The sequence below is a fragment of the Kitasatospora sp. NPDC001540 genome, assembly GCF_042894345.1.
Taxonomy (GTDB): Bacteria; Actinomycetota; Actinomycetes; order Streptomycetales; family Streptomycetaceae; genus Kitasatospora; species Kitasatospora phosalacinea_C.
This window is the reverse complement of sequence record NZ_JBIAVO010000007.1, coordinates 32,757-47,876: the sequence shown is the minus strand read 5'-3', so window position 1 is coordinate 47,876 and position 15,120 is coordinate 32,757. Positions and strand designations below refer to the sequence as shown.

The 15,120-nt window shown below is 73.6% G+C and carries 18 protein-coding genes and 1 pseudogene; 10 read left to right on the top strand and 9 right to left on the bottom strand.

What is annotated here, in order from left to right:
• The first annotated feature begins 28 nt into the window (after positions 1–28).
• Entirely contained in the window at positions 29–1,225 is a 1,197-nt protein-coding gene (locus ACFY00_RS11540; protein ID WP_388029923.1) for a DNA glycosylase AlkZ-like family protein, read from the top strand.
• Here the strand turns inward: ACFY00_RS11540 and ACFY00_RS11535 are convergent, their stop codons facing one another.
• Positions 1,226–1,810, bottom strand: coding sequence for a hypothetical protein (locus ACFY00_RS11535; RefSeq protein WP_388029921.1), 585 nt, complete (start codon positions 1,808–1,810; stop codon positions 1,226–1,228).
• Between the two features lie 318 nt (positions 1,811–2,128).
• Here ACFY00_RS11535 and ACFY00_RS11530 point away from each other — a divergent pair, with 318 nt between their 5' ends.
• A complete protein-coding gene (locus tag ACFY00_RS11530) occupies positions 2,129–2,707 on the top strand; it encodes a GNAT family N-acetyltransferase (RefSeq protein ID WP_388029919.1) in 579 nt (192 codons plus the stop codon).
• Positions 2,708–2,738: 31 nt separating this feature from the next.
• On the opposite strand, the gene ACFY00_RS11525 is transcribed toward ACFY00_RS11530, so the two are convergent.
• Both ACFY00_RS11525 and ACFY00_RS11520 read right to left on the bottom strand, forming a co-directional pair.
• On the bottom strand, positions 2,739–4,790 hold the full coding sequence (locus ACFY00_RS11525) for a glycosyl hydrolase family 28-related protein (protein WP_388029917.1): 2,052 nt from the start codon (positions 4,788–4,790) through the stop codon (positions 2,739–2,741).
• A 114-nt stretch (positions 4,791–4,904) separates the two neighbouring features.
• Positions 4,905–5,285: a YkvA family protein gene (locus ACFY00_RS11520; RefSeq protein ID WP_388029914.1), complete on the bottom strand. Its 381-nt coding sequence runs from the start codon at positions 5,283–5,285 to the stop codon at positions 4,905–4,907.
• A gap of 206 nt (positions 5,286–5,491) precedes the next feature.
• Between ACFY00_RS11520 and ACFY00_RS11515 the strand changes: the two genes are divergently transcribed.
• Entirely contained in the window at positions 5,492–5,734 is a 243-nt protein-coding gene (locus tag ACFY00_RS11515; protein ID WP_388029911.1) for a hypothetical protein, read from the top strand.
• Positions 5,735–5,767: 33 nt separating this feature from the next.
• Here the strand turns inward: ACFY00_RS11515 and ACFY00_RS11510 are convergent, their stop codons facing one another.
• The gene (locus ACFY00_RS11510) at positions 5,768–6,352 is read right to left on the bottom strand and encodes an isochorismatase family protein (protein WP_388029908.1); all 585 of its coding nucleotides are present in this window, start codon (positions 6,350–6,352) and stop codon (positions 5,768–5,770) included.
• A gap of 116 nt (positions 6,353–6,468) precedes the next feature.
• Complete coding sequence (locus ACFY00_RS11505; RefSeq protein WP_388029905.1) at positions 6,469–6,963, bottom strand: glutathione peroxidase; 495 nt, start codon at positions 6,961–6,963, stop codon at positions 6,469–6,471.
• A 236-nt stretch (positions 6,964–7,199) separates the two neighbouring features.
• Between ACFY00_RS11505 and ACFY00_RS11500 the strand changes: the two genes are divergently transcribed.
• Both ACFY00_RS11500 and ACFY00_RS11495 read left to right on the top strand, forming a co-directional pair.
• Positions 7,200–7,400, top strand: coding sequence for a hypothetical protein (locus ACFY00_RS11500; protein ID WP_388029903.1), 201 nt, complete (start codon positions 7,200–7,202; stop codon positions 7,398–7,400).
• A gap of 106 nt (positions 7,401–7,506) precedes the next feature.
• The gene (locus ACFY00_RS11495) at positions 7,507–8,223 is read left to right on the top strand and encodes a flavodoxin family protein (RefSeq protein ID WP_388029901.1); all 717 of its coding nucleotides are present in this window, start codon (positions 7,507–7,509) and stop codon (positions 8,221–8,223) included.
• Between the two features lie 93 nt (positions 8,224–8,316).
• Here the strand turns inward: ACFY00_RS11495 and fxlM are convergent.
• Both fxlM and ACFY00_RS11485 read right to left on the bottom strand, forming a co-directional pair.
• Positions 8,317–9,237: pseudogene (fxlM, locus tag ACFY00_RS11490) on the bottom strand (methyltransferase, FxLD system); the annotation flags it as partial.
• Between the two features lie 178 nt (positions 9,238–9,415).
• Positions 9,416–9,850, bottom strand: a complete 435-nt coding sequence (locus ACFY00_RS11485; protein ID WP_388029898.1) for an ATP-binding protein — start codon at positions 9,848–9,850, stop codon at positions 9,416–9,418.
• Positions 9,851–10,025: 175 nt separating this feature from the next.
• Here ACFY00_RS11485 and ACFY00_RS11480 point away from each other — a divergent pair, with 175 nt between their 5' ends.
• Both ACFY00_RS11480 and ACFY00_RS11475 read left to right on the top strand, forming a co-directional pair.
• On the top strand, positions 10,026–11,417 hold the full coding sequence (locus ACFY00_RS11480) for a Tat pathway signal protein (RefSeq protein ID WP_388029895.1): 1,392 nt from the start codon (positions 10,026–10,028) through the stop codon (positions 11,415–11,417).
• A 43-nt stretch (positions 11,418–11,460) separates the two neighbouring features.
• A complete protein-coding gene (locus ACFY00_RS11475) occupies positions 11,461–11,976 on the top strand; it encodes a TrmO family methyltransferase (protein ID WP_388029893.1) in 516 nt (171 codons plus the stop codon).
• Between the two features lie 108 nt (positions 11,977–12,084).
• Here ACFY00_RS11475 and ACFY00_RS11470 read toward each other — a convergent pair whose 3' ends face one another.
• A complete protein-coding gene (locus ACFY00_RS11470) occupies positions 12,085–12,702 on the bottom strand; it encodes a hypothetical protein (RefSeq protein ID WP_388029890.1) in 618 nt (205 codons plus the stop codon).
• A 309-nt stretch (positions 12,703–13,011) separates the two neighbouring features.
• Between ACFY00_RS11470 and ACFY00_RS11465 the strand changes: the two genes are divergently transcribed.
• Together ACFY00_RS11465 and ACFY00_RS11460 are read left to right on the top strand one after the other, a co-directional pair.
• The gene (locus tag ACFY00_RS11465) at positions 13,012–13,548 is read left to right on the top strand and encodes a hypothetical protein (RefSeq protein ID WP_388029887.1); all 537 of its coding nucleotides are present in this window, start codon (positions 13,012–13,014) and stop codon (positions 13,546–13,548) included.
• Positions 13,548–14,255 carry an ATP-binding protein gene (locus ACFY00_RS11460; protein ID WP_388029886.1) on the top strand — a complete coding sequence of 236 codons (708 nt, stop codon included), beginning with the start codon at positions 13,548–13,550 and terminating at the stop codon, positions 14,253–14,255. The genes ACFY00_RS11465 and ACFY00_RS11460 overlap by 1 nt, the downstream gene beginning before the upstream one ends.
• A 51-nt stretch (positions 14,256–14,306) precedes the next feature.
• Here ACFY00_RS11460 and ACFY00_RS11455 read toward each other — a convergent pair whose 3' ends face one another.
• Entirely contained in the window at positions 14,307–14,639 is a 333-nt protein-coding gene (locus tag ACFY00_RS11455; protein WP_388029884.1) for a hypothetical protein, read from the bottom strand.
• Positions 14,640–14,688: 49 nt separating this feature from the next.
• Between ACFY00_RS11455 and ACFY00_RS11450 the strand changes: the two genes are divergently transcribed.
• Positions 14,689–14,913 (top strand): hypothetical protein, encoded by a 225-nt coding sequence (locus ACFY00_RS11450; protein ID WP_388029882.1) that lies wholly within the window; start codon positions 14,689–14,691, stop codon positions 14,911–14,913.
• The last annotated feature ends 207 nt before the right edge of the window (positions 14,914–15,120 follow it).

Genomic DNA, 15,120 nt, shown 5'->3' with positions numbered 1-15,120 from the left:
GCAGGCCACACGAAGGGGGAGTCGGACGGTGGGAACGGTCGAACTGACGACGGACCAGGTGCTGCGGTGGCGCCTGCGCAGGCAGCACCTGGACGCGCAGGCACCGGTCGACGGCCCGGTCGACGGCCCAGTCGAGGGCCCAGTCGAGGGCCCGCCCACCGCCGCAGCCGTCGTCGCCCTGGTCGAACGGCTCGCCGGAGTGCAGGCGCAGGTCCCGTCCGCCGCCGAACTCGCCGTCGCCCTGCGCACCGGGCCCGACGGCCCCGCCGCCCTGCGCGCCGCCCACGCCGAGGGCCGCCTGCTGCGCACCTGGGCCCAGCGCGGCACCCTGCACCTGCTCGACCCGCGCACCGCCGCCGACGCGCTCGCCCTGATCGGCTCCGCCCGCACCTGGGAGAAACCCGCCTGGGTCCGGGAGTTCGGCGCCACCCCCGCCCAGGTCGCCCAACTCGTCGAAGCCGTCGGCGAGTTGCTGAGCGGCGCGGTGCTGACCAGGGAGGAGCTCACCGCGGAGCTCGCCGCCGACCCCCGCTTCGCCCCGCTCGCCGAACAACTCGCCTCCGGCTGGGGCACCCTGTTGAAACCCCTCGCCTGGCAGGGCGTGCTCTGCCACGCACCCGCCCCCGGCGGCCGCGCCGCCTTCACCCACCCGGCCCACCACAGCCCCGACTGGCCCGGCCTCCCCCCGGTCGACCAGGCCGGGCCGCGCCTGCTCACCGCCTACCTCGGCGCGTACGGCCCCGCCGGGCTCGACCGGTTCGACGCCTGGCTGTCGCGCAACAGCCTGCGCAAGAGCGTCCTCAAGGGCTTCGCCGCCACCCTCGGCGACCGCCTCACCACCGTCACCGTCGACGGCGCACCGGCCCTCGCCCTCACCGAACACCTCGACGACCTGGCCGCCAGCCCGGCCACCCCCGCCACCCCGTCCGCCCCGCGCGTGCACCTGCTCGGCCCCTACGACCAGTACGTGCTGGGCCCCGGCACCAAGGCCACCGAGATCCTGCCCGCCGCCCACCGCACCGCGGTCAGCCGCACCGCGGGCCGGATCGCCCCGCTGCTCCTCGTCGACGGCCGCATCGCCGGGACCTGGGAGCAGGACGGCCCGACCGTCACCGTCACCCCCTTCGAGCAGCCCCCGCCGGCCGCCGCGCTCCGCGCCGCCGCCGAACGCCTCGCCGCGGCCACCGCCACCCCCGACCTCACCGCCCGGGTGGCCACCGCCTGATCACCCCCGCGGCAGCCCGACCGTCAGGTAGAGGTCGCTCCCCTCCACCCAGGCGCGAGCGGCCCCGCCGGTCAGCGCCACCGCGGACCCCGGCGCCACCCCCTCCGCCCGCACCGCCATCGCGTGCTCCGAGCAGCCCATCGCGAGGTACCGGAACGGCGGCCCGGCCGGACCGGCGGCCTGCGTGGAGGGGCCGGGCAGCAGGGTGCCGGGGAAGGCGCCCCGCCCCTCCGCCGCCCCCTCCGCGCCGACGGGCCGGGACGCGCCGACGGCGAGGGGCCCGGCGTCCGCCCCCGCGGGGACGGTGGCCGCGAAGCAGGTGTCGCCCCGCACGGCGGCCACCAGCCACCCGCCCGTGACCTCGGCGACCCCGAGGACCCGGGCGGGCGCGGCGGCGGTCAGCGCGTCGAGCTTCGCCTGCAACTCGGGCTCCAGCACGGCCGGTTGCACGGACAGCAGCGCCCACGGCCCGGTGGGGGCGGGCGGGCGTCCGTCGGAGGAGGACCCGGTGGTGCAGGCGGCCGAGAACGAGAGGGCGGCGACGGCCGCCGCACCCGTCCACCGCCTCCAACGGTGACGCCCCATCCGTGCCGCCCCCTCCCGCCGCGAACGTGCACCCATCGTAGGGCGGGTACGTACCGCCCCGTCGGCGTTTCCCGGCCCCCGCCCGCCCACCTGCCGCCCCCGCCCGCCCACCTGCCGGGCGGGCCCGCCCCGCCCGCCGGTCGCGCCCGCCCGCCGCGGACGGGTGGCGGGCGGCGCGGTCGGCCCCCGGCCCGGGGCCGACCGCGCCGGGTCGGTGGGGGTGCGCCGCCCCGGCGGGGGCGGGCGCTGTGGCACCATGGCGGTTCCGGCGCCCCGCCGCGGAGCGCGCCCGCCGTCCCCCCGCCCGAGGAGAGCCCGATGACCGCCGCCGAGCCGACGTCCGCCCCGACGTCCGCCCCGACCGCCCCGGCCCAGCCGGTCTTCCGGACCGCGCAACTGCGGGACGTGCCGGGCCTGGTGGCGCTGGTGGAGTCGGCCTACCGGGGGGAGTCCAGCCGGGCGGGCTGGACCACCGAGGCGGACCTGCTGGAGGGGCAGCGCACCGACGAGGCCGCGGTGGCCGACCTGCTGGGGCGCCCCGACTCGGTGGTGCTGGTGGTCGACGGCGACGACGGCGCCCCGATCGCCTGCTGCCACCTGGAACGGCGCGGCACGGCCGCGTACTTCGGCATGTTCTCGGTCTCCCCGGCCGTGCAGGGCGGCGGCCTGGGCCGGCAGGTGCTGGCCCGGGCCGAGGAGTGGGCCCGGGCCGAGTGGGGCGTCGGCGCGATGGAGATGACGGTCATCGAGCAGCGCGCCGACCTGATCGCCTGGTACGAGCGCCGCGGCTTCGTCCGCACCGGCGAGTTCGAGCCCTTCCCGTACGGGGACGAGCGCTTCGGCGTGCCGCTCCGCGCCGACCTGCGCTTCGCCAAGTTGGCGAAGCCGCTGGCGTAGCCGCCCGCTCCCGCGCTACCGCGTCACGACGTCACCACGCGGACGGCGCGGGCGGGGCGACCACCGGCGGGCGGTCGTCGCAGGTGAGGGTGTTGGGCAGCTCCCAGGGGGCCAGCCAGTCGCCGGTGGTGCCGCTGCCGGAGTTGCCGCCCAGGTCGGTGACCGTGAACTCGGAACCGGCCGGGGTGAAGTGGAAGGTGCCGCAGTTGTTGATGCCGACGGCGCCGACGTTGCGGGCGGCCACGTTCCGGAAGCTCGCGGACCCGGCGACGCGGGCGCTGAGCACCGAGGTGCCGGTGCCGTCGATCCGCACGTCCTCGAACGCCAGGTTCGACAGCTTGTACCGGTCCTTCACGCCCCAGTCGGCGACCGCCATGATCGCGTTGTAGGTGGAGTCCAGGTAGTGGTCGCCGCTGACCTTGACGTCGGCGTCGACGTCCCGGTCCAGCACCTCGAACCAGATCGCGCCGAGACCGATGTTCCAGTTCAGCTCGTAGGTGCCCGCCCGCACGGTGGTGTTGTCGGTGAAGTGCAGGTACCCGGCGAACGGCTCGGCGCCGAAGCGGGAGCCCGCGTGCAGGCCGGAGCCCTCGCGGACCGGGTCGGCGACCAGGTTGTTCGAGACGGTGGTGTCGGTGCCGCCGTACACCGCGACGGCATTGGCCAGGGTCGGCGACTGCACGGTGTTGTGGTCGACGGTGACCCGGGCGTCCGCGGCCTTCTCCGACCAGAGCGCGATGCCGTCGTCGCCGGTGTTGCGCAGGAAGTTGTCGCGGATCACCGAGTCGGTGACGCCGGTGTGGAAGTTGATGCCGTCGGCGATCTGGTCGGCGATCTGGTTGCCGCTGATCGTCAGGTTCTTCATCGGGCCGTCCAGCCAGATGCCGACCTTGGTGTGGTGGAGGTACAGGCCCTCGATGCTGGAGTCGCTGAACGCGCCGCCGACGCCGTTGACCTGGTCGGTGTCGATCCGCTCCCGGACGTCTCCCTCGATCGCGAAGCCGGAGAGGTGGACGTTGCGGCTGCCGCCCTGCGCCGCGTCCTTGCCGTAGAGGCCGACGCCGGTGTGCACGCTGCCGTCGGGCGCGGGGGTCGACAGCGTCTGCTGGGTGCCCTTCAGCACGGTGTACCAGCTGCCCGCACCGACCAGCGTCACGTCGTCCACCACCAGGTGCCGGTTGACCTGGAACACGCCCGGCGGCAGGTAGACCGGCACCCGCAGCGCCCTGGCCAGCCCGATCGCCCGCTCGATGGCGTCCGCCGAGTCGCGCCGCCCGGTCGGGTCCGCGCCCGTCACCAGGACGTTGACGGCCTTCGGCTCGACGTGCGGGGCGGCGACCAGCTGCGAGTCCAGCAGGTCGATCGCCGCCCAGGGCGCCTTCGACCCGGCGGGCAGCGCGACGCGGACCCGGTCGCCCGCCCGGTAGGTGCGGCCCAGCAACAGCCGCTGCTCGTCGTACACGTGACCGGGCCGGAACGGGGTGGCCACCGTCGGCGCGGGGGTGGTCGCGGCGGGCACGCAGCCGCACTCGGTGATCCACCAGTCCGGGTGCAGCAGCCCGGCCTTCGGGTCGTTGGTGAACGGGTACTGGTTGTACAGCCAGGAGTACTGGCTGGTGGCCGTGAGCCGGCGGCGGTCCTTGCCGTTGACGGTGACGTCCAGCGGCGCGGTGATCCCGCCGCCGTCCGCCGCGTCGGGGAGGCTGTAGCGGACGGTGATGGCGTTGGCGGCCGCGGGCAGGGTGAACTCGACGTACTGTCCGGGGGCCAGCTTCACCGCGCTGCGGCCCGAGGCCTCCGCGGCCAGGGTGTACGCGGTGCGGTCGGCGGCGATCACGCTGCCGGTGGTGGCGGCGTTCTCGGCCTCCTGCTCCTGGAAGTCGACCCGGGCGCCGCGGCCCGCGGTCAGCGCCGGGTCGATCCCGGCCCTGGTCACCACGGCGCGCCCGGAGGAGGACGCGGCCTGCGCGGCCGGGGCGCACAGCGCGACCCCCAGCCCGAGCACGGAGGCGACCACGACCGCCCCGGCGCGGGCCGAGCGGGGCAGGACGGAGCGGGCGGGGGAGGCGGAGGCAGCAGGCATCGGGGACCGGCTCTCTGGAAGGCGTGGTGGAGGTGAGCCGACAGTAGGGGCGCACCCCCGACCACCACAAGAGAGTTGCGTGGAAATTTCTCCCTGGTGTCAGATTCTTGCGATCTATGAGTCAATCGTTGCGGTACGGTCGGCCTTCCACTCCAGGTACCGGCCCGACTCCCGGGTCAGGCCCGCCAGGAACCACAGCAGCAGCGCCGTGTCGTCGCCCCAGCCCAGCACCGGCAGGAAGTCCGGCACCGCGTCGACCGGACTCAGCAGGTACACCCCCACCGCCAGCGTCAACGCCGCCAGCTTCCCCGGCCCCACCCCCGGGTACCGCCCCGCCAGCGCGTCCCGCAGCAGCCGCGGCAGCGCCCGCACCCGCGCCACCGCCCCCGGCGCGCCCGGCCGCCGGGTCTCCCGGTACAGCCCCCACGCCGACCGCGTCACCGCCACCCCGTCCAGCCCCCGCACCCGGGCCGCCCTGTCCTTGCCACTGCCCATGGGGCCCTCCCCGAACGAACGCGCCGACTCCCCCACGGTACGGGAGCGCCCCCGCCGCACCGGGGCCCGTACCGAACCGCGACACGTCCGTGCGGAACCCGGGACACGCCGCGCCCCCTGCGACACGCCGCCCGACGCGCCGTACGACACGCCGTCCGGCGCACCGCGGGCGTGCGCCGCGCGGGGGGACGGCCGATGCTGGCCGCATGACGAGCACGAGCAGCAACAGCGCCACCGACGAGCCCCTGGTCCGGGTCGCCGAGTTCCGCACCGACAGCCGCTACCGGCTGGTCCACTTCCAGGGCGCGGGCTGGAAGCCGCTGGCCCCCGAGGAGTTCGAACCCGAGGTGCACCGGCACTTCCCCGACCTCGACCCGCGCGACCCAGTCCGGGTGCGCTGGGACGACCGCCCCTGGGAGTGGCCCGCCTGGCACCCCGGCGAAGCCTGACCCCTCCCCGCGCCCGGACCCGCGTTCGGCCGCTCAGCGCGAACCGGCCAGCAGCGCCAGCACCTCCTCGGTGGTGCCGGTCTCGCCCAGCCGCGGGAAGATCCGCTGCACGCTGTTGCGGTGCGCCTCCGCGTCCAGGTCGCTCATCGCGTCGACCGCCAGCGTCACGTGGTAGCCGTGCTCGTGCGCGGCCCGGGCGGTGGACTCCACGCCGATGCTGGTCGCCACACCGGCCAGCACGATCTGCGTCACGCCGCGGCGGCGCAGCTGCACGTCCAGGTCGGTGCCGTGGAAGGCGCCCCAGTTGTGCTTGGTGACCACCAGGTCGGACGGGTCCAGCAGCTCCTCGGAGAGCCGGTCCCAGCCCGCGGGGCGGGCCGCGCCGGAACCGCCCCGGTTCTGCTCGGTGCGGCCGGGCGGCACGTCCCCGCCGTCCGCGGCGAAGGACACCCGCACCAGCACCACCGGCAGCTTCGCGGCGCGGAACGCCCCGGCCAGCGCGATGCTGCGCTCCAGCACCTCGCGGGCCGGGTACGGGGCGGTGGGGGCGGCCAGGATGCCCTGCTGGAGGTCGATGACGACCAGGGCGGTGTTCGGGTCGAGCGCGGTGACGGACACGGCGGGCCTTTCGTCGGGCGGTGCGCGGACGGCCCGGAGCCCGGACCGTCCAGTTTCACTGCGCAGGTTACCTGTACAGTTCGGACGGCCGGGCCCCGGCCCCGCCGCGCACCCGCTCAGCCCGCCAGCTGCGCCTCGATCGCCGCCACCAGCTCCGCCGACTCCGGCTCGATCCGCGGCCGGAACCGACCGACCACCTCGCCGTCCGCCGACACCAGGAACTTCTCGAAGTTCCACTGCACGTCACCGGCCTCGCCCGTGGCGTCCGCGACCTCGGTCAGCCGCGCGTACACCGGGTGCCGCCGGGGCCCGTTCACGTCGACCTTCTCGAACAGCGGGAACGACACCCCGTACGTGGTCGAGCAGAACTCCTGGATCTCCTCCGCCGACCCCGGCTCCTGGCCCCCGAACTGGTTGCACGGAAACCCGAGCACCGTGAACCCGCGCTCCCCGTACTTCTCCTGCAACCGCTCCAGGCCCGTGTACTGCGGCGTCAACCCGCACTTCGACGCGACGTTCACCAGCAGCAGCACCTTGCCCCGGTGCTCGCCCAGCGAGGACGGCTCGCCCGCCAGCGTCCGGATCGGGAGATCGAACAGCGAATCCGCCATGACCCGCACCTGCTTTCTCTGAGACGACATGCCAACGCCCCCGAACCTACCCCGCCGCCCCGCCCCGGCGGAGCCTCCCGGCCGCCCACCCGCCCGCGTGGGCGGACCACCGGAATCGCCACCGCCCTGCTGCTCTCGACGCCAAACAGTGCGGCTGTGGCACGGGCCTGGCGGAGAAGCGCTCTGCTGCCAGGCCCGGCCACGGCGCGAAGCCCGAGATCAAGAGCGCGTTCCGGTTGACCGGGGCGCCCTCGCCCGGGGTGTTCGAGTTCGCCACCTCGTCGTGGACGCTGGCCGGGACGTTGGAACCCGTACTGCGGGCGTTCGCCGGGGGCCGGGCGTCGCTGCGATGCGGGCTCAGGATCGAGTCCCGCGGCTTCGAGACGTCCGACGGCGTGCAAGTGACCTGCCACGAGCCGGTGCTCGTCCTCGGCTGAGCCGTTGGAGCGGGATCGCGGTCCGACCGGGTGAGCCTGTCAGCCGGTCGGACCCGTGGCTGGTGAGCTGACCCGAACGACCCGAGCAGCAGAAGGAGAGGAAGCCATGCCCGCGCCTGGCACGTCGTACGGTGACCTTCGAGCCCTGGTGATCAACTGCACGCTGAAGCGATCGCCGGAACGGAGCCACACTCAAGGCCTCATCGACATCAGCACGGGAATCATGGAACGCCAAGGCGTGTCGGTCGAAGTCCTCCGTGCCGTCGACATCGACATCGCGACCGGCGTGTGGCCGGACATGACGGAGCACGGGTGGGAGAGCGACGAATGGCCGGTCATCTACTCGAAGGTGATGGCCGCTGACATCCTGACGCTAGCCGGGCCCGTGTGGCTGGGAGACAACTCTTCCGTCATGAAGCGCGTCATCGAGCGGCTGTACTCCTGTTCCTCGGTCCTCAACGAGCACGGCCAGTACGCCTACTACGGCCGGGTCGGCGGCTGTCTGATCACCGGGAACGAGGACGGCGCCAAGCACTGCGCGATGAACGTGCTCTACAGCCTCCAGCACCTGGGGTACACGATCCCGCCGCAGGCCGACGCGGGCTGGGTCGGCCCGGCCGGCCCCGGGCCCTCCTACCTCGACGAGGGCTCAGGCGGCCCCGAGAACGACTTCACCAACCGCAACACCACCTTCATGACCTGGAACCAGCTCCACCTGGCCCGCCTGCTCAAGGACACGGGCGGCATCCCGGCCCACGGCAACCAGCGCTCCGAGTGGGACGCGGGCTGCCGCTTCGACTTCGAGAACCCCGAGCACCGGTAGGGCTCTTCGTCGGACCTGGTGGTCCTGGCAGGCGATGTGCTCACGGCCGCGACGGCGAAGGGGCCCGGCGGCGGCCTTGGTGAGGACGGCGGTGGCCAGCTCCGGGTCGACGGACATCAATCCGAACCCGGGCAGCGAGGACGCCAGCCACAGGTGGAGCGAGTCGAAGGGCTCCTGGTTGCCGACCGTCACCCGGGTCCACCGCTCCGCGCGAGGCGTCTCCAGCACGCCGCCCAGACGGCCGGTGTCCGGGCGCTCCAGCTCGTCGAAGCGCAGCCCCACCTCCTTCGTGCCACGCGGCAGCACCAGGAACTCGTCGTGCGCGTCCATGCCCTGCACCTTGACGAAGCCGCACACCTCGGCGGACACGCTCACCAGCCGTTCGCCCTCCCGGCGGAAGGTGATCGAGCGGGTCAGCCCGTGCATCCGCAGCGGCACGGTGATCGTCCCGCCCTCCGCGAGAGCGCCGGTCCACGTCGGCGGCAGGTCCCACGCCCCGACCGTGACGACGATCCGGTCGAACGGGCCGCCCTCCACCGGCTCGGAGCCGTCCGCCAGCACCACCCGCACCCGCTCGTACCCGGCCTCCGCGAGGTACTTCTCCGCGCGGTCGGTGACGAACGGGTCGATGTCGACCGTCACCACCTCGCCTGCCGGGCCGACGAGTTCGGCGATCAGCGCCGCGTTGTAGCCACCCGAGCCGATCTCCAGCACCCGCATCCCCGGCCGCGCGTCCGCCTGCTCCAGCATCTGCGCCTGGATCCGCGCGGCCGACACCGAGCTGACCGCCAGCCCGTGCTCGTTCCGCTTGGTCACCAGCGCCCGCTCGGGCTCGTACGCCTCCGCCAACGTCGCCTCCGGGGCGAACACGTGCGGGGGCACGGTCAGCAGCGCGGCCGCGACGGCGGCCGAGCGCACTGAGCCCGCTGCCCGTAGCGCTTCGGCCATCGCCACGCGCAGCGCCTCGTCCCCGTCCGGCAACGGCCGGCCGGCGGAGTCCGCCAAGGTGGACATCGTTCTCCTCCCGATCCGCCGTATGGATGCGGAACCGTTCCGGAGCCGGGACGCGGCAGCTTCCCAACTCCCTTGCTGGGAAAGTCATCAGCGCGTGTCCGGAGCAGATCGTCACAGTGCCGAGCCGCAGCCGGGCGATGCGAGCACCCGGCAGCCGCCCTCCGAGGCGCGCACCCACTCAAGCGGCCTCCCCGGCACCCGAGTGCTGCGGCTGCCCCGACAGCCGGGCCCACACGGCCTTCGTACCGAGATCTACCGTCACGCCCCAGTCATCGGACAGATCCGCAACCAGCAGAAGCCCCTGCCCGTCCACCCGTACGCCCGCGGGCCGCGGGCGCGGTCGGAGTTCGGACCGGTTGTCGCGGACCTCCAACCGGCAGTCACCGTCGATCTCCTGGAGCCGCACGGGTACGACCTCGCCGGCACGGCAGGCGTGGCGGATGGCGTTGGTGACCAGCTCCGAGCAGATCAGGACCATGTCGTCGATGCGCTCCGGAGTCCACCCCCACCCCAGGAGGGTCCGCCGGACAGCGCTACGGGCCAGTCGGGCCGATGCCGGTGTCGCCGGAAACTCCTGCTCCCACAGCCGGAGTCCCTGTACTGTCACGTCCACGCCCGCTCCCTCCGCCGTCTCCGGTCGCTGCCCCACGAACCGCGCGGTTTTTCCCGGCAGTTGGTGGTCGGACGGTGCCGCCCGCTCGCCCAAGACAACCGTGGTTGGCGACCGGGAGTAAGGTGTTGGCCTCTCCCAGCGGTTTAACCCGTTTAACGGGCAGTCAGGGGTCGTGATGGCGAAGGAAGTTCGGGTCAACGAGCGCCTGCAGCAGGCCATCGGGGAATCCCGGATGACGTACGACCGCCTGGCTCTGGAGCTGGGCATCGTCGCAGGTCGACACGGTGACGACGCCCGTCCGGGCAAGTCGTTGATCAGCCACTGGGTGCGCTACGGCGTGGTGCCGTCGGGGGACATGCCGTCCTACCTTGCCGCCGTGCTGTCCCGTCGGCTCGGACGGACCGTCACCCCGGCCGACCTCGGCCTGGCCGAAGAGGTGAGCGATCTTCGGGACTGGAGCTTGGATACGCTGAGCGTCCTGGCTGATCTCCGACGAATCGACGTGGACGACGTGGAAGTGGATCGCAGCACCGCCCTCCAGCTGATGGCCTACTCCGTCAGCGCGCTCGCACTTCCCACCGAGAGCTGGTGGGAGTCGATGGCGCGCACGGGCGGGGCACGCGGACGAGCCGGTGGTCGACGGGTCGGTGAAGCGGACGTCGAGGCGGTCCGCGACATGACCGGCCTGTTCTCCCAGGTCGACCAGCGACGCGGTGGCGGCCACGCCCGCACCGCCGTGGTGCAGTACCTCACCAGCGACGTCGCACGTTTCCTGAAGGGCACCTTCGCCTCGGAGCGGACGCGTCGGCAGATGTTCTCCGCAGCGGCCGAACTCGCCTACGTGGCGGGCTGGATGGCCTTCGACAGCGCCGACCACGCCGCAGCCCAGACCTACTTCGGGCAGGCGGTCCGGCTGGCGGCCGAAGCGGACGACCCGGCGATGGCCGGCCACGTCCTGCGGGCGATGGCCCACCAGGCGCTCGACCTCGGGCACCCGAAGCAGGCGCTCGACCTCGCCGCGGCGTCCATCAGCGGAGACCGGTACGCACTCGCCTGCCCGCGCGAACGCGCGCTGCTCGGAGTGATCCACGCCCGGGGCCTGGCGGCGACCGGACGGCACGCGGCCGCCACCGGCGCCCTGCTCCAGGCCCAGCGCGACCTCGCCGCCGCGGCGCCGGGCGACGACGAACCGGCCCGGGTGTTCTTCTTCGGCGAGGCGAGCCTGGCGCACGAGACCGCCTCCGCCCTGCGCGACACAGGCGATCTCACCGGTGCGGTGAAGGAGTTCCGGCACAGCGTCCAGACCCGCAAGGCCACCTCGTTCGCCCGGACGCACGCCGTCACCCTCGGCTACCTGGGCGCCGTTCACGTCCGGCTCAAGAACATCGAGGAAGCGTGCGCCGTCTGGTCGGACGCACTGGACGCGATGGAGCCCGTCCGGTCCGGGCGCACCCGGCAGACCGCGACGCACATGCGCACCGCCCTCTCGCCGTTCCGGCAGCGCGGCATCCGCAGCATCGACCGGGTCGACAGCCGGGCGGCCGCCTACCTGGAAGCCACCGCGTGAACCGACGTACCGTCACCACCTCGACCGCAGGAGGAGAACGATCATGACCGACCGCGAGGTGTTCGAAGTCGAGGCCCTCGGCCACGTGGTGGGCGGCCGCACCGAGCCCACCGACGACTTCTGGGGCGGCACCCGGGCGATCATCCGACTCGACGGCACCCGCTTCACCCCCGACGCCACCAAGGGACTGGAGGACTTCTCCCACCTGGAGGTCGTCTTCCGCTTCCACCTCACCGACCCCACCGACCTCAACCTCGGCGCCCGCCGCCCGCGCGACAACCCCGACTGGCCCGAGGTCGGCATCTTCGGCCACCGCAACATGCGCCGCCTGAACTGGCTCGGCGTCTCGCGCTGCCGACTCCTCGAGGTCGACGGCCTGGACCTCCACGTCGAGGACCTCGACGCCGTCGACGGCACCCCGATCCTGGACGTGAAGCCCTGGTTCGTCGACTTCGGCCCCCGCGGCGAGATCCACCAGGCGCAGTGGACCACCGACATGCTCGGCGACTACTTCGCCCCGGGCGGGGACGGCCGGGGCGCCGAGCAGTCGAGCGGGTAACCTCCCTCCGAGGAAGCCGGATCCGAAAGGAGACGTCCGAAGTGGCCTGCTGGGGGCCCCACTTCGGACGCCCCGGGTGAGCACCCCGGGCGGGGGCGCCCCGCTGGTTCAGCGCAGGAGGGCGAAGGCCAGGGCCGTGATGCTGCCGAGGGCGGTGCCGGCCAGGATCTGCGCGAGGGTGTGGGCTCTGAGGACCATGCGGGACCAGCCGATGGCCGCGGCGCCGAGCGCGGTGAGCAGCAGCCAGGGGCCGAGGGCGAGCACGAGGACCATGACGGTGCCGCCGGCGACGCTGTTGTGGAGGGAGATCTGCCACCCGGTGGTGACGAGGAGGGTGGAGACCAGCCCCACGAGCATCGCGACGACCAGCGCGGACACGTCGGCGGGGGCGCCGAGGGTGTGGAGCAGGGTGATGCCGGTGGCGACCGAGACCAGGCTGAGGGCCATGGGCAGGATGCGCTGGCGGCGGACGCGGATGTGCCTGTCGGTGAGGCCGCCGCGTTTCACCCCGAGCGCGATGATGCCGATCGGGATGACGCCGCAGAAGAGCGCGGCCAGCAGCCCCCAGCCGAGGCCGGACCATGAGCGCGTGCTGCGCCAGCCGATCAGCAGCAGGAGCGCGACGACCAGGTTGGCCGGGGCGAGGACGTCCGTGATGATCCGTGCGGCCTTCTGGCGGGGCGTGCTGTCGGCGAATGCGGGCAGGGTAGGCGGTTCGAACGTCACGGGGTGGCTCCGGCAAGGCGGTCGGGTCGTACGCGACGGCGTACGCGCGTGGTCTCCGGCCGCGCATCGGCGCGGCGCTCGCGCACAGCTTCTCAACAGTGAGCGGAAGACCGTGCGAAGGGGGGAAACCAAGGTCCGTCGTGACTGGTCAGGTGGCTGAACAGGGTGGATGAGTGCCCGCGGTGCGGCCTATGGTCCTGGTCCTGCCGCACACGGCGGACAGGCTGATGGGCCGCTGCCCACGTCGACCGGGGACGATACCGGCGCTCCAGAAGCACCAACTCCCGGACACCGTACCGGCCCTCCGAAGTGGCCGATTCCCCCAATGGGCAGCACCGGCAGCAGCAACACCACCGCTCCGGTGGTCGGCGAGAACCGCACGGCCGTCCCTGCCGCTGGAAGAAGCGCAGGTCAGAAGGCATTCGCCGAAGCCTCCCCGAAGATTCGGCCAAGCGTCCGGAAGCCCTCGACGCCTGGATCCTGGATCCTGGATCTTCTTTCCCTACGGGGCGGCAAGCGTTCAGGGCGGAGGTCGTCTCGGCGGGCCGGCTCGTCGGCGAGTACGTCGCCGCGTGCGAGCGGCGCCTGCCGAACGGCGTGCTCGGCCGCCTCGGCAAGAGCGTCAAGGGCCTGCTGGCCGAGGGCATCGACCCCGAGCACGTCCGGGCCGGGCTGCGGCGCTTCGCCGAGATCCAGGGCCACCTGTCCCGGCTGCCGAGCCTGGTCAACGACGCCATGAACGCCCGGAACGCTGGTTTGGTACGGCCGGGATTGCGCCCCAACCTGCCTGTTCGCCAGGCGTGGACCAACCCGGTCGACGCCGCCGCCTACGCCGAGGAGCTGTGATGCGCACCCACCGCGACCCGCGGACTCTCGCCGACGGCCCCTCCGTCCTCGACCGGATGGCCCGGATCCTCGCCGCCCGGGGCCTCGACCGCGCCCGAGTCGACGCTCTCCCGGACGAGCCGGAGCCGTTCTCGCCGGAGGCCGCGCTGTCCGCCGGGATGCCGCCCCGCTACCGCGACGCCGTCGCCGACCACCCGCTGGTCCTGGCCTGGACCCGGCAGGTCGCCGCCCAGGCCACCGCCCCGAGCACCGGAGCGCGCCGCCAGGTCACCTGCGGCCCCAGCCTGCTGATGGCCGGGGTGACCGGCGCGGGCAAGACCCACCATGCGTACGGAGCCCTCCGCGTCCTGGTGCGGGCCGGCCTCGGCGTGCGCTGGCGCGCGACCGCCGCCGCCGACCTCTACGCCGAACTCCGTCCCGGCACCACCACCGACGCCGAGCGGGTGCTCGCCGCCTACAGCCGGGTGCCGCTGCTGCTCCTCGACGACCTCGGCGCCGCCAAGGCCAGCGAGTTCGTCGAGGAGCAGACCTACCGGCTGATCAACCACCGCTACAACGCGGTGCTCCCGACCCTCATCACGACGAACCTGCAGATCAGGGACCTCAAGGCGTACCTCGGCGACCGCTTCACCTCCCGCCTCGCCGAAATGACCACCCGGGTCGAGTTCGAACCCGTCGACCGCAGATGCCACCAGCGCGCCGCCTGAACAACCGCCGCGCTGCCCCATCCCGGTGGTCACCGGTGCTCTCGGATCCAGTCAGCGGACCGCCCTCCCGGTCAGTGGCGGCCTGGTCAGTGACCGATCGGCCGAGGTTGCCCTGGTGACCGGCTCGCCGGTCAACCCAGTCACCGAGCTGCCGGTCACTGACCGGGCGGCTGACCAGGACACCGAGGAACTGCTGGAGATCGCCAGGCAGACGGTCAAGGAGGCGGACAACACGCGGTCGCGACCGCGATCCGCGGTCAGCAGATCCCGCTGTCCAGCGACACCCTGACCGAGCTGATGGCCCAGTTCCGCGAACAGCAGCGCAAGAACCAGCTCGTCGACGCCGACCGACACCGACCGGCCGGGGCCGACCGAGGAGGTCACTCCGGCCGGTCACCCACCCGCCACCCCACCACCGAAGTGGAGCACCGTCATGCGCACCACCCCCGCCACCTGGACCGAGGTAGACGCCTGGCTGGCTGTCCTGCACCAGCACGGCCACCTCCACCGCGCCGAAACCGCCGCCGACGGCACCCGCACCGTCCAACGAGGCCGGCACTCCCGGCCCTGGACCCTCCACCACCCGGTCCTGACCCTCGACTGGATCGAGGACCTCGTCCGCGACCTCGAGCAGCGCAACGCGGAGACCCGTCGATGACCGGCACCCGCCCGGAGCCGACCACCCCGCGACCGGACGTAGACCCCAATCAGGCCCCTGGCGGAGCAAGTTGTGGGGTAAGGAGTCCTTACCCCGCCCCCACCCCACGGGGGCGGGAGCACCCCGGGGGGGGGGGGGGGGGGGGGGGGGGGGGCGCCCCCCCGCCGGGGGGGGGCGGGGCGGGGGGGGGCGGGGGGGTGGGGGGGT

Bases quoted from the DNA above. Each gene is read 5' to 3' on its own strand.
- ACFY00_RS11480 (WP_388029895.1), top strand. From the start codon at position 10,026: ATGGCGAAGGAAGTTCGGGTCAACGAGCGCCTGCAGCAGGCCATCGGG.
- ACFY00_RS11525 (WP_388029917.1), bottom strand. From the start codon at position 4,790: ATGCCTGCTGCCTCCGCCTCCCCCGCCCGCTCCGTCCTGCCCCGCTCG.
- ACFY00_RS11530 (WP_388029919.1), top strand. From the start codon at position 2,129: ATGACCGCCGCCGAGCCGACGTCCGCCCCGACGTCCGCCCCGACCGCC.
- ACFY00_RS11515 (WP_388029911.1), top strand. From the start codon at position 5,492: ATGACGAGCACGAGCAGCAACAGCGCCACCGACGAGCCCCTGGTCCGG.
- ACFY00_RS11535 (WP_388029921.1), bottom strand. From the start codon at position 1,810: ATGGGGCGTCACCGTTGGAGGCGGTGGACGGGTGCGGCGGCCGTCGCC.
- ACFY00_RS11495 (WP_388029901.1), top strand. From the start codon at position 7,507: ATGCCCGCGCCTGGCACGTCGTACGGTGACCTTCGAGCCCTGGTGATC.
- ACFY00_RS11450 (WP_388029882.1), top strand. From the start codon at position 14,689: ATGCGCACCACCCCCGCCACCTGGACCGAGGTAGACGCCTGGCTGGCT.
- ACFY00_RS11520 (WP_388029914.1), bottom strand. From the start codon at position 5,285: ATGGGCAGTGGCAAGGACAGGGCGGCCCGGGTGCGGGGGCTGGACGGG.
- ACFY00_RS11505 (WP_388029905.1), bottom strand. From the start codon at position 6,963: ATGGCGGATTCGCTGTTCGATCTCCCGATCCGGACGCTGGCGGGCGAG.
- ACFY00_RS11460 (WP_388029886.1), top strand. From the start codon at position 13,548: ATGCGCACCCACCGCGACCCGCGGACTCTCGCCGACGGCCCCTCCGTC.
- ACFY00_RS11475 (WP_388029893.1), top strand. From the start codon at position 11,461: ATGACCGACCGCGAGGTGTTCGAAGTCGAGGCCCTCGGCCACGTGGTG.